General features: G+C 67.2%; 12 protein-coding genes. 8 read left to right on the forward strand and 4 right to left on the reverse strand.

Annotation, left to right across the window (positions count from 1 at the left end):
- Positions 1–82 precede the first annotated feature (82 nt).
- From amcA to IEY61_RS01855, 3 genes are all read left to right on the forward strand, one after another.
- On the forward strand, positions 83–241 hold the full coding sequence (gene amcA, locus IEY61_RS31925; protein ID WP_308424541.1) for a multiple cyclophane-containing RiPP AmcA: 159 nt from the start codon (positions 83–85) through the stop codon (positions 239–241).
- A gap of 68 nt (positions 242–309) precedes the next feature.
- Positions 310–585: a hypothetical protein gene (locus IEY61_RS01850; RefSeq protein WP_229705620.1), complete on the forward strand. Its 276-nt coding sequence runs from the start codon at positions 310–312 to the stop codon at positions 583–585.
- Between the two features lie 176 nt (positions 586–761).
- Positions 762–1,430: a pentapeptide repeat-containing protein gene (locus IEY61_RS01855; RefSeq protein WP_189040437.1), complete on the forward strand. Its 669-nt coding sequence runs from the start codon at positions 762–764 to the stop codon at positions 1,428–1,430.
- 119 nt (positions 1,431–1,549) lie between these two features.
- Here IEY61_RS01855 and IEY61_RS30975 read toward each other — a convergent pair whose 3' ends face one another.
- The 3 genes from IEY61_RS30975 to IEY61_RS01870 all read right to left on the reverse strand — a co-directional run bounded on the left by IEY61_RS30975 (position 1,550) and on the right by IEY61_RS01870 (position 4,214).
- Positions 1,550–2,002, reverse strand: a complete 453-nt coding sequence (locus IEY61_RS30975; protein ID WP_229705611.1) for an NUDIX domain-containing protein — start codon at positions 2,000–2,002, stop codon at positions 1,550–1,552.
- Positions 2,003–2,336: 334 nt separating this feature from the next.
- Complete coding sequence (locus IEY61_RS01865) at positions 2,337–3,581, reverse strand: PQQ-dependent sugar dehydrogenase (protein ID WP_189040439.1); 1,245 nt, start codon at positions 3,579–3,581, stop codon at positions 2,337–2,339.
- 204 nt (positions 3,582–3,785) lie between these two features.
- Positions 3,786–4,214, reverse strand: a complete 429-nt coding sequence (locus IEY61_RS01870) for an SRPBCC family protein (RefSeq protein WP_189040440.1) — start codon at positions 4,212–4,214, stop codon at positions 3,786–3,788.
- 53 nt (positions 4,215–4,267) lie between these two features.
- Here IEY61_RS01870 and IEY61_RS01875 point away from each other — a divergent pair, with 53 nt between their 5' ends.
- From IEY61_RS01875 to IEY61_RS01895, 5 genes are all read left to right on the forward strand, one after another.
- Entirely contained in the window at positions 4,268–4,837 is a 570-nt protein-coding gene (locus IEY61_RS01875; protein ID WP_189040441.1) for a TetR/AcrR family transcriptional regulator, read from the forward strand.
- 349 nt (positions 4,838–5,186) lie between these two features.
- The gene (locus IEY61_RS01880; protein ID WP_229705612.1) at positions 5,187–6,560 is read left to right on the forward strand and encodes an endo-1,4-beta-xylanase; all 1,374 of its coding nucleotides are present in this window, start codon (positions 5,187–5,189) and stop codon (positions 6,558–6,560) included.
- Between the two features lie 141 nt (positions 6,561–6,701).
- The gene (locus tag IEY61_RS01885) at positions 6,702–8,144 is read left to right on the forward strand and encodes an RICIN domain-containing protein (RefSeq protein ID WP_189040443.1); all 1,443 of its coding nucleotides are present in this window, start codon (positions 6,702–6,704) and stop codon (positions 8,142–8,144) included.
- Between the two features lie 73 nt (positions 8,145–8,217).
- Positions 8,218–10,866, forward strand: a complete 2,649-nt coding sequence (locus tag IEY61_RS01890; protein WP_189040526.1) for an RICIN domain-containing protein — start codon at positions 8,218–8,220, stop codon at positions 10,864–10,866.
- 72 nt (positions 10,867–10,938) lie between these two features.
- Positions 10,939–11,520 carry a DUF4760 domain-containing protein gene (locus IEY61_RS01895; protein ID WP_189040444.1) on the forward strand — a complete coding sequence of 194 codons (582 nt, stop codon included), beginning with the start codon at positions 10,939–10,941 and terminating at the stop codon, positions 11,518–11,520.
- Between the two features lie 251 nt (positions 11,521–11,771).
- Here the strand turns inward: IEY61_RS01895 and IEY61_RS01900 are convergent, their stop codons facing one another.
- Entirely contained in the window at positions 11,772–12,908 is a 1,137-nt protein-coding gene (locus IEY61_RS01900; protein ID WP_189040445.1) for a DUF7986 domain-containing protein, read from the reverse strand.
- Between the last annotated feature and the right edge of the window lie 87 nt (positions 12,909–12,995).

Here is a 12,995-nt window from a genome sequence, read left to right on the forward strand (position 1 = left end):
GGCCGACGGCGGTGGGCTTGTCGGCACGCCGGCAAGCCCACCGCGCACAGGTGACAGCTTCGACCGGAGGTCGGTCGTGACCGTGTACGTCTCGCGCAACGCCGCAGCCGGTGAACCGCCACGAGACCGTGCAGCGGATGTTCCACCGGTGGCGCGGCCGGGCCGGGCCGACCCGCCGCTGCTGACGCCTGTCTGGCGGATCGTGTTCGAGCGGCAGGCACGAGAGCGTGACCGCCGGTGACCGGCGACCGGGACCAGGGCCGGGCCCGAGCGCATCGTGCAGCGCTGTTCCGGCAGGAACATCTGCCAATGCAGCCGCTGTGGCTTTGCCGGCGGTGCGGTCAGCCGTGGCCGTGCGGCGCGGCCAAGCTCGCTCTCGCGGCCGAGTACCGGGACAGCCCGGTGAGCCTGTTCCTCTACCTGGCCAGTTGCCTGCACGACGCAATCGATGACCTGCACCGGGTCGATACCAATGAGGCGGGTGGTGCCGCCTCACTATTTGACCGCTTCCTCGGGTGGCCTGCCCGCACCCACGCCTACCGAGTGAACACCGCCACGGCGATCGGGAACGAGGAGACATCGTGAATGCCATCGGCCTCATCAACGTCAATCGTCAGCCGGTGATCGCCAGCAGGTTCCACACACTGGACAAGGGAAGTTCGAGAGCCACCTGGAACAAAAGAGATAGTCGTCCGCTGACCGGCGGCGCGGTTCGACGCGGGGTGGCGTGCCCATCCCGCGCCCAGACAGGTTGAGGAGACATGCGGACGACCACCGTGGGCGACGTGACCATTCTCCTGCCGGACCTCGATCCGGAGGACCTCGACCAGGTCAGCGATCTGTCCGACCATGACGTCCGCGACGGCCTCGTCGATGGGGTCTCATGGCGTGGCGAGCAGCTTGTGGATCAGAGCGTCCGAGGCTGCCGGATCACCGGCGCGGACCTCGGTGAGGTCAGCTGGGAAGCGGGGGCTCTCTACGGGTGCGAGGTCGTGGGGACGGACATGTCCGGCTCGACCCTCACCGGCATCAGCATCGAGCGGTGCTCGTTCACGGGATCCCGGTTCACCGGCGCTCGGCTCATCGACGTTCGCCTCAAAGACGTCCTGTTCGACAATTGCCGGTTCGACTACGCCACCCTGAACCGCGTCAGCGTGGCAGGTTCGGTGGCCTTCACCAACTGCACCCTCAGCCATGGCAGTTGGTCGTCCTGCCGCCTGTCTGGCATCGCCCTGCGCTCCTGCGATCTGAGCGACCTGGAGTTGGAATCCTGCCGCTTCGACGGCGCCGACCTGCGGGGCAGCCGGTTGCACCACTTCAGGACACCGTTGGACAACGTTCACGGCGTCGTTCTCGGTGAAGACCAGCTTCCTGATCTCACCCGCTTAGCCGTCGAGGCGCTGAGTATCGTCGTCCGTGCCGCGGGTTGACCGAGGCCGAGGCAGATGACCGCCTGACTACAGGTCGAGGCCGTCCTTGCCTCGGTGCCCACCTCGAGCTCCGCGTCGCCTGACCTGACCTGCGCACCTTCATGGTTCAGTGCGGCCGACTACCTGCTTGAGGTCGCGATTCCGTCCTCAAGATAGAGACCGCCATGTCCGATGGCGGCGACCGCTGCGGCAACCCGCCGGGCCAACCGAGGAATCAACACTTCGTCGGGGCGTTCCGGTTCGACGAACTCGTACCGGTCCAGCTCGTCGGGGCACAGGCGGATCGTCGTGACCTGGTCCGCTGTCAGCACTCCACCGTCGAATACGAACATGAGTCCGCCGTCCCACGGTGGGCTGGCCGGCACCCAGTCGACGCACAGCAGCGCTCCTGCGGGCACCGACAGGCCCAGTTCCTCCCTGACCTCTCGGACACATGCGTCCGCCGGGGACTCGTCTGATTCCACGGTCCCGCCGGGGATCTCCCACACGTCCTTGTAGGTCGGGTGGACCACCAGCACCCGACCGGCCTCGTCACGGAGGATGATGCCGGCGGCTGCGCGGACGCGCGTCACGTTGGCAATGTACGAAAGATCAGGTTTGGTCTGTGTCTCTGCCACGCGGCAGACCCTACGGGCTCGCCTCGTGTGTTTCGCCGGAATCGAGCGGGTCCGGCGACCGCGCGGCGACTGCAGATTCACCCCGAGCGCAGGGCTCGGCGGATGCCGCTCAGATAATGAGATAGGGGCATCTGCAGCCCAAGATTCTTTCGCCTGCGGTGCTGGCGCAGCATGGTGATGGCGACCTGGTTCAAGGCGCCGGTGCGCCGGCTGCATCGGAGTGAGCCGGGGACGGCCGCCCGGACGCGGCCGTCCCCGAAAGGGGTATTGCGGATGCGGAGCCCGGGTTTCAGCGGCCCGCCACCCCGCCGCCAGAGGCTGGCTGGACGCGCTGGAACCGTACCCGGCTCAGCCATCCCGGCAGGTCACTGAGCACGTACAGTTCGCCGTGCACGTCCCTGTCGATCGCGGTCGGCTGGATGGGGAAGTTGCCGATCTCGGCGGTCTCGTAGCCGCCCGTGGGTTTGGGGCGCACGGCGTACGCGCGGGTCGAGCAGTAGTCGCTCGCGACGTAGGTCCCCCATGCCTCCGGGGTGGCGGACCCTCGGTACACCACGCCGCCGGTCACCGAGCAGCCATCCGTCATGAAATGGGGGTACTCGAAGACCGGGTCGGTGTACCGCACGCCGGGCCGGCACTGCTCCGGGTCGAACACCGGGGTGCCCTCCCGGCACGACCAGCCGAGGTTCGCCCCACGCTGCCACGGGCGGATGTGGTTGATCTCCTCGACCAGGCCCTGGCCGACGTCACCGATCCACAGCGAGTTGTCGACCGGGTCGACGGAGAACCGCCACGGGTTGCGCAGCCCATAGACCCAAATCTCCGGCCGCGCGCCGCGCTTGCCGACGAACGGGTTGTCGGCGGGCACGCAGTAGGGCTTTCCCCCGCAGGTGCGGTTGACGTTGATCCGCACGATCTTGCCGAGCAGGGTGCCGAGGTCCTGACCGGCCTTGAACGGGTCGTTCGCGTGGCCGCCGTCGCCGAGGGACCAGTACAGGTAGCCGTCGCGGTCGAACGCCACCTGTCCGCCGTTGTGGTTGCCGTACTCGGCGTGCGCCTGAGTGAGCAGCACCTGCAACCGCCCAGGAGCGCCGAGGGGCACTCGCGCCAGGGTCAGCGTGCCGGCCGGCAGGCTCGTGTAGGCCACGTAGAGCATCCCGGTCCGCGTGAAGTCCGGCGCAGGCGTGATGCCGAGGAGGCCGCGCTCGTTGTCCGACGTGTCGACCCGGGCGGTCAGGTCGAGCACCGGCTTGGCCGCCAAGCCGGTGCTGGGGTGGTAGGAGCGGACAGTGCCGGTCTTCTCCGCGATCAGCATTCGGCCGTCCGGCAACCCGGTGAGCGCGACCGGACGCTGCAGACCGAAAGCCACCTGTTCGGACACCACGGTCAGCTCGGTGAGTGGCACCGGCCTGGCGCGGGACGTGCCGGCCGCGGCGGTGTCGGACACCGCCGCCGGTGGCAACAGGACCGCAAGCAGGGCCAGAACGAACAGCCCGGCCAGCACGGGGGCCGGGCGACAACGACGCCGCAACATGTTCTCAGCTCCTCGAGCAGGTGGAGTGGGGACGCGATCTGGGAGCGCTCCGACAATACATCAATTGTCGTCAATGACAAACTGGAGTCGGCGACAGAGTGAGCCCCTGACCAGAGGTTCTGTCGCTAACAGGAGGTCATCGGCTGGTCGAGGGAGGCGCCGCCCCACGGCTGGCGGAGTGGATAAGTCAGCGCCCCTCCCTCCTTACTGGGGGAGCGGCGCCTCGGCGGCCGCCCGGAGTCCGTCGATCTCCAACTCGACGTAGTGGCGGGAGCGTCGCTCAAGCAGCGCGGTGAGGACGGGGGCGAGCAGCCCGCGCTGGTGAAGACCCAGCCGGAGTCGGGTCGTCCCGTCCGTGCCGGGGCGCAGCGAGTGCGTGGCGGTCGTGACGACCCCGGCCGCCTTGGCGGTCCAGGTCAGCTCCCGCTCGACGACGAACTCGATGACCGTCCAGACCATCGGGCGCAGGCGCGGCTGGACGATCCGTACGCGGCTGCCGAGCCCCAGACTGCCGTCGAGGAGCCGGAGCTCGCGCATCGAATCCGTCCACCGTGGCCAGTTCTGCACATCGGTGAGTGCCGCCCACACCCGGGCGGTGCTCGCGTGCACATCGCGCTCGGCGACCAGTTCCATCGGTCCTCCTCGTTTGTACCATCTGGTACAAGCCCAGATGTACCATTTGGAACATGGCGGCGTCCAGAGGGAGAGAGCAGCTGGTGCGGGCGGCTGTCGAGTACTTTGCCGAGCGTGGCGTCGGTGACCACAGCCTGCGTGCGATCGCGGAGGAGCTCGGGACCAGCCACCGGATGCTGATCTACCACTTCGGCTCCCGTGAGGGGCTGCTCGTGGCGGTGCGCGAAGCGGTCGAGGCAGGTCAGCGCGACGCGCTAGCCGCACTCGCCGCGGATGCCGATGCCGACCCGCGCGCGGTCGCGCGCCAGTTCTGGTCGACGGTTTCAGCGGCGGCCCGGCGGTACGGGCCACTCTTCTTCGAGCTTTCCGCGCACGCCATGCAGGGTCGACCGCATGCCAGTGGCTTGTCCGAGACGGCCGTCGAGCCGTGGATCGAGCTGCTGACGGGCATCTGCGAGCGGGCCGGCGTGCCTCCGGAGCGGGCGCGGGTGCAGGCCCGGCTCGGACTCGGCGTTGCCCGCGGGCTGCTGCACGACGCCCTGGTCACGGGTGACGCGGCCGGCGCGGACGAGGCGATGGACCTGTTCGTCGACCTGGTGCTCCCTCCCAAGGGATGCGCCTGACGCCGTACGCGCATTGATCGACGTCATCTACGTTATCGCTCACCTTGCCAACATCATCCACGCCGGATGGTGCCGACGGTCATGGCAAGCGCCGCGACAACCTCGAAGGGCGTAAATTTCCATAGCGTCGCAGGCAGGAGCTTCTTGAGTGCCCTGCAACTTTGTGGCAATCTCAGATCCATCGACGCGTAGCGTTCTCTCGTTCCCTGTGTCACTCGGTCGGCAGCCTGAGCCGGCCGGTGATGTTAGCGCTAACCGTCGACGTGATTCGACCTTGGGAAGGTGCTGACACATGGAAGATCTCGTACATTCGAACGGTTCTCCGCGGCGACGGTGGCGGACCAGAGCGATGCTGCCCGCGCTGGCAACCGGGTTGCTGGCGGCCGGCATGGCGCTGGTGCCCGCCGGCGCCGCCAGCGCGGCCAGCACGTTGGGTGCCTCGGCGGCGGAGAAGGGCCGCTACTTCGGTGCCGCGGTCGGCACCTACAAGTTCAATGACAACACGTACATGACGGTGCTGAACCGCGAGTTCAACAGCCTCGTCGCCGAGAACGAGATGAAGTGGGACGCGACCGAACCGCAGCGGGGCGTCTTCAACTACAGCGCCGGTGACCGCATCGTCAGCCACGCCCGTTCGCGGGGCATGTCGGTACGTGGACACGCCCTGTTGTGGCACGCCCAGCAGCCCGGATGGGCACAGGGTCTGTCCGGCGGTGACCTGCGCAACGCCGCCATCAACCACGTCACCCAGGTGGCCACCCACTTCCGGGGACAGATCCACTCCTGGGACGTGGTGAACGAGGCGTTCGCCGACGGCGGCAGCGGCGGCCGGCGCGACTCGAACCTGCAGCGCACCGGCAATGACTGGATCGAGGCCGCGTTCCGCGCCGCCCGCGCGGCCGACCCCGGCGCGAAGCTCTGCTACAACGACTACAACACCGACGGGATCAACGCGAAGTCGACCGGCATCTACAACATGGTCCGGGACTTCAGGTCCCGTGGCGTGCCGATCGACTGCGTCGGCTTCCAGTCCCACCTGGGCACCTCGATCCCCGGTGACTACCAGGCCAACCTGCAGCGCTTCGCCGATCTGGGCGTGGACGTGCAGATCACCGAGCTGGACGTCACCCAGGGGGGCAACCAGGCCAACATCTACGGCACCGTCACCCGCGCCTGCCTGGCGGTGTCGCGCTGCACGGGCATCACGGTGTGGGGCGTACGGGACTGTGACTCCTGGCGCGGCGGCGACAACGCCCTGCTGTTCGACTGCGCCGGCAACAAGAAGGCCGCGTACACGGCGGTCCTCGACGCCCTCAACGGCGGCACGAACCCGAGCCCGAACCCGACCGGCAACAGGCTGCGCAACGAGGCGTCCGGCCGGTGCCTGGACGTCAACGGCGCGAGCTCGGCCAACGGTGCACAAATGATCATTTGGGACTGCCACAGCGCGGCGAACCAGCAGTTCACCCAGAACGGGCGGGCGCTTCAGGTGATGGGCAAATGCCTGGACGTGCCGAACAACGCCGCCGCCGGTACCCGGGTGCAGATCTGGGACTGCAGCGGCGGTGTGAACCAGCAGTGGGTCATGAACAGCAACGCCACGATCAGCAACGCGCAGACCGGGTTGTGCCTGGACGTCAACGGCGCCAGCACCGCCAACGGCACCGCGGTGATCGTGTGGAGCTGCCACGGCGGCACCAACCAACGCTGGGCAAGGGCCTGAGCCGAAGGAACAGGCGATCGCTACCCGGCCGCGGATTGATCTGGCAGGCGGGCCGGCGCGGAGCGAGAGGCTTCGCGCCGGCCCGGCCGGCGGCATCGGGTGAACCCACGACAGCGAGCACCGCACGGAAAGGGCACGACATTGGTCCAGTCCCGATCAAGGCGCTACCTGGCCCGATTACTCGCCTGCGCTCTGGCCGCTCTCGGCGCGGCGCCGGTCGCGCTGTTCTGCGGCGCCTCGCCGGCCGCTGCGGACACCACTCAGTTCCGTGGTGTCAACTGGGCCAGGCTGGGTGACAACTTCCATGGTGGACCGCTGGTCCTGCACGGGCTGAGCAGCTCCGACAGCTATGCGACGGTCCTGGCCAAGGCCAACACGATCTACACCGGCTTCCAGAACAACCTTGGCGCCAACACTGTCCGGCTCCCGATCAACACCTACACCGTCGGTACGAACTGGTGGAACGCGTACACCGGCGCGATCGACGCCGCCACGGCGAAGGGGTTCAAGGTCGTCCTCTCCTACTGGGACGACGGCGTGGCTGCCAGCAGCGGCCGCATCGTCAACTCGACCGCCTTCAACAACATGTGGAACACCGTGATCGCCAGGTATGGCACCAACGACCTGGTCTACTTCGAGCCGATGAACGAGCCCGGCGGGCACAGCGCCGCTGACTGGGCCAACGTGGTCAACAACTGGCTCAACGCCCGTCCGTCGATCCCACGCAACCGCGTTTTCGTCAGCGGCGCTGGCCTGAACACCGACATCAAGTCGATGTGCGCCGACCGCCGCCTGGACGGGACGATGGTGTCGCTGCATCACTACACCTTTTTCAGCGGCGCGAAGAACTACGACCAGTGGGTGACGTTTCTGCGGGACGCGATTGGCTCCTGCGCCGCGCGTACCGTGATGGACGAATTCGGCGCGCCGATGGACACCGGGCTCAACTACCACGACGCCACCAGCGCCGACAACTTCGTGCGCTACTTCCGCGCCACCACCACGGTGCTGCGGGAGCTGCGGATCGGTTCGATCTACTGGCCGGGCCTGGGCGGCAAGGTCACCGCCGGCCAGAGCGACGACTGGTACGCCATGCAGAAGCTGCACGGCACCGGCACCAACCTGACCCTCAGCACCCCCAACGCCAGCGGCCTCGATCGTCTCAGGTACGCCTGGGGCTTGAGCGACGGCGGCGTTCCGGACCGGGTCAGCCTGCTGCGCAACGTGGGGACCGGGCAGTGCCTGGACATCCCCGGCGCCACCACCGCCAACGTCCAGGTCCAGGTGTACCCCTGCAGTAACACTGCCGCCCAGCGGTGGACCGTGATGTCCGGCGGGCAGCTCACCGCCCTCGCCGGCCAGAAATGCCTGGACGCCTACAACCGGGGGACTGCGAACGGCACCATCGTCGGCACGTACGTGTGCAACGGCGGCGACAACCAGCGGTGGACGATCGGCGGCGACGGCACGATCCGCAGCGTCCAGTCCGGTCTCTGCCTGGACGTGAACACCACCACCACCAAGGTCCAGCTCTGGGCCTGCTGGGGCGGCGACAACCAGAAGTGGCAGCTGCAAAACCCGTGACCCGGCCCGCCTTGAGGAGCAGCGAGTGAAGTCCTTTGTTCTTGTCGGAAGAAGTGTGTTGCTGACGGTGGCGATGTTCGTCTCCGCCGCGTTGCCGGCCGTGGTGGCACAACAAGCTCCGGCCTCGGCCGCGACCCAGGCAACCTATTACGTCGCACCGAGCGGCAGCGACACCAACCCGGGCACGATCACATCACCATTCAGAACCGTGCAGCGCGCGCGGGACGCCGTCCGCACGGTGAACGCGAACATGACCGGCGACATCTACGTCTACCTTCGCGGTGGAAGCTATCCGGTGAGCAGCACGATCGAGTTCGGGCCGAGTGACTCCGGCACCAACGGCCACCGGATCACATATGCCGCGTACCCGGGCGAAACGCCGATCCTTGAGGGCGGTGTGCAGGTGACCGGCTGGACCCAGCACAGCGGCAACATCTGGAAAGCGCCGCTCGACCGGGCCAACAAGCTGCGTACGCTCTATGTCAACGACCAGCGGGCCTACATGGCGTCCAAGACGATCAACTCGGCGGGATGCCACGGCACGTATAACATCACGGCGGGGCAAGCCGACTGGGCCTGGGAGTCCGGGTCGCAGTGTGATGGCGCGAGATATCGCACGGCCGACTTCCCTGCCGTGTCCCGAAACCAGGAAGACATCGAAATCGAAACGGCGACGACCTGGACCACGGCCATCGTGGGAGTCCGACAGGTGACCACAAGTGCCGATGGCGCGAACCGGATCGCGTTGTTCCAGCAACCAGGTGCCGCGATCGCGCAGGGCGCGTTCAACGGCAACGCGCAGGTCGGCGGCACCCACAAGGTCATGAACGCCTACGAGTTCCTGGACGCGCCGGGCGAGTTCTATTTCGACAAGTCCAGCCGGACGCTGTACTACTACAAGGCCAACGCCGAGAACATGTCGACCGCGACGGTCTTCGCGCCGAACAACGTGGCTACCGTGCTGCGGATCGCCGGCACCTCGACCAGCAGTCGCGCGCGCAACATCACCTTCTCCGGCCTAGCCGTGCAGCACTCCGACTGGAACCTGGTCAACGTGGCCGGCTCGGTGTTCAAGCAAGCGCAACAGGGCAACCTGAGCGCCTTCGCGTACGCGAAGGGAAACTTCCACGTCTACTACTACCGCAACGTCGATGTCACTCCCGGCATCATCCACATACAGAACGCCGACGGGATCCTGCTCGAGCGCAACCGGGTCCAGCAGACCGGTGCCGACGGGATCAACATGGTCAACGACGTGACGAACACGCAGTTGATCGGCAACTACACCAACGACATCGCTGGATCAGCTGTCACCGTGGGCCATCCTCAGCACGTCTACGTCGGGGACCACACGTCGAGCAACCGCGAGAAGTATCCCGCTCAGGTCGAGGGACTCCCGAAGAACATCGAGATCAAGAACAACTACATCCATGACAGCGCGGTGTTGTTCAACGGGCACGGCGCAGTGGCTGCCTACTTCGCCGATTCCCTCACCGTGCAGCACAACCGGATCGAGAAAGCTCCGTGGGCGGGCATCACGCTCGGTTGGGGGTGGTGGAACTTCGACGGGTCCGCAGGATCGATCGCGCCGAACCGGCCCACCACGACGGCGAAGAACAACAACATCAGCTACAACCACATCATCGACACGGTGCAGCGCCTCAGCGACACGGCTCCGATCTACACGCTGGGCAGCCAGCCGGGGACCACGATCCACAACAATTATCTCCAGGGTGTGCCAGCCGGCCACAAATATGGACTGCACCCGGACGAAGGCTCGGCGTACATCACCTTCCGCGACAACGTCCTCAGCGTGGACAAGAACATCACGTGGATGATCAACTCCGACGACTTCGGACGCAAGCACGATCTGAGCATCACGCAGACGTACGGTCCGATCAACAAGGTCTCCAACAAGAATCTGCCCAACAGCACGATCCAGGACATCCTCGTTTCCGCCGACTACGTCTGGCCGGCAGCGGCCTACGGCATCGCCGTGAATTCCGGGCTCGAAGATCCGTTCCGGGGCATCACCCAGCCGCGTAGTCTGCCGATGCAGGACTACGTTCTACCGGCCAGCACCTCGGTCAGCAGCGGAACGTCGTCGATTCCGATCCGAAGCACCGGCGACGCGGCCAGGAGCATCTGGTTGGCCCCCTCCGGTACCACCACCTTCGCCGCCGGCCCGACGATGACCAGGGCAGACGGCAACGCCACGTCCATCGCTGTGCCCACGTCGTCCGGTGAGTACCGGCTCTACGTCCTCGACGCCCAGGGCAATCGATCGGCCGAATCCAAGTCGATCGTCCGGCAGCAGAGCGCCGGCGGTGGACAGAACACGCAGATCGTGGGCGGCCAGTCGGGCCGTTGCATCGAGGTCCCCAACGCCACCACCAGCAACGGCACCCAGGTGCAACTGTGGGACTGCTCCGGCGGCACGCACCAGCGGTGGACCTACACCGCCAGCAAGCAGCTGACCGTGTACGGCAACAAGTGCCTGGACGCGTCCGGGGCGGGCACGACCAACGGCACCGCGGTCATCATCTGGGACTGCCATGGCGGACTCAACCAGCAGTGGAACGTCAACGCCAACGGCACCATCACCAACGTGCAGTCCGGACTGTGTGTTGATGCCAATGGCGCCGCCACCGCCAACGGCACGAAGATCATTCTCTGGTCGTGCAACGGCGGCGCGAACCAGCAGTGGAGCCGACGCAGCTGAGCACCACGCCCGGGGCCGGGCGCGCCCTGCCCGGCCCCGGGGGCGCCGATCGGGTGGAACATCCTCCGTACGATGACTGCCATGGATGTCGCCATGGTGACCAACGCGGTCGTGGCCGCGGTCTCGGTGATCACCGTCGGTGTCTCGGCGTTCTTCGCGCTCCGGCAGCTGCGGCTGTCACAGAGCGCCAACCACACCCTGGTCGCGATCGAGTTGCTCACCCGCGACCGGATGAGTGACGCCTTCCTGGACAGCCAGCAGTTCGTGCTCACCGAGCTGAGGTCGCGCCACCCGACGGGAATACCGGTCAGCGAGTTGCCGCCCGATGCCCGTAAACACGTGAACCGGTTCGCGCTGTACTACAACGGGCTGGGACAGATGCTGGCCTTCAACGTGGTCGATCCGGCCCTGCTGATCGGCACCGGCGGGTTCCGCGCCCGGGAGGCGTGGTCCGTGCTGGAGCCGTACATCCTCGCCGAGCGGGCGGCGCGCGGCGAGTCGTACCTGGCAAACTTCGAGCATCTTGTCGTGCTCGCCGCCGAGACGCCGTGGCCGGTCGCGTTGCGCAAGCTGGGCCTGCGCCGGTTCGACCGCTACCCGGCCGCGCTGGGTCTGACGACCGGGGCAGCCAGCCCGGCCGAGCCCGGTGCGTAACGTGCCCGCGTGAACCCCAGCGTGCCCCGCAAGCCGCTGCGCTGGCTCTGGCGAGGGCACACCGTCCCACCGGTCGTTGCCGTAGGTCGTCGTTCCAGCGGCGCAGCCTGGGCCAGGCCTGGGGTGCCGGTGCGCTGGTGCTCTTCCCTGGTGTTCGTCGCCGCGATTCGTTGGCGCTATCAGCTCGACAGGGCCGACCTGCACGTGTCCACGGCCGCGGCTGGCTGTGCGCGAAGTGGACGTGTTGGACGTTACTGCTGCGATGCTCGCACGTGGGCGGCGAGGCGGTCGCCGAAGACGGTGAGCGCGGGCAGGTGACTGCGGGCGTACCAGTCGGCCTTGTTCTTGCGCAGCAGTTGCTCGCCGTGCGGCTGCCAGCTGACGGCGGGTTTGCCGGTGGCCGCCCGGAGGACGCGATCGGCGTTGTCGGGATGGCGGGCCGCGAGCCGCTGGAGCGGGACCGGGTCGACGCTGTCATCGTCGAGGTACGCCTTGACGACCTCTTTGTGTCGCCGGCGGCGCATCAGGTCGGGGTCGGCGAAGGCCTGCTGGGCGAGGGCGTAGTCGGCGTACATGCCGAGGCCGGTCTGCGGGTCGTAGATCACGCCGACGGTCTCGGCCCCGTGGTCGAGCCAGCTCAGGTCCGTCGGCGGGGCGATGCCCGGCTGGCCCGAGTAGGTGTCCCAGAACCCCTGCATGGCCTTGTCGACCTGGTCCACGTCGAGCGTGATCTCGTCAGTGCCGAAATGCGCGACAAAGCTGGCGTGCTGCTTGCGTTGCAGGTCCCAGGCGTGGGCGAGGCGCTCCGGGTTGTGGTAGACGAGCGCGGGCTGCTCGGTCGCGAGCCGGATGGCCGCCTCGTAGGCGGCGGGCTGGTCGCGAGCGGGATAGAGGGCGGTGGTGCCACTGATCAGCCAGTCGTCGTGGACGGCGACGACCCGGCTGCCGAGGTACGAACCGGGCGGCATCCGGTCGAAGATCGGCTCATCGGTGTTGGTGCGGATGCGGTAGGGCAGTTCGTCGAGGAGGTTCACGGTGTGCAGGACCGGGCCGTCGCGTCCGGTCACCTCGAAGACACCTTCGCGTACGTCGCGCCAGCCGAGGAGAAATTCGCGTTCGGCGTCGGGTAGTTCGGGATGGGCCTCGACATACAGGTCGATGATCGTACGCCCGTCGTGCAGGCGGTGCTGCTGGATGAACCAGTCGAAGAAGTTCGTCAGCTCTGCCTCGTCCTCGACAACGACGACCCGCCCGAACCGGGCTCGGATCTCCTGCCGGAACGCCCGGTCGAAGCGCGGCTTCTGCGCGTAGTCGAGCACCTCACGCTTGAGCGTCGCGCTTCGCCGTACCAACTCTTCGATCGATGACATCCGACTGCCCTCCGTCATGCCGACGCGCCATCCTCGCATCTGTCAATGGCGTTGGGTGTGAGGACGCAGCCGTGTCTCGCCCGCATGCCCAGAACCGGGGGGCCG

It is taken from the genome of Micromonospora sonchi (assembly GCF_014646235.1).
GTDB lineage: Bacteria > Actinomycetota > Actinomycetes > Mycobacteriales > Micromonosporaceae > Micromonospora > Micromonospora sonchi.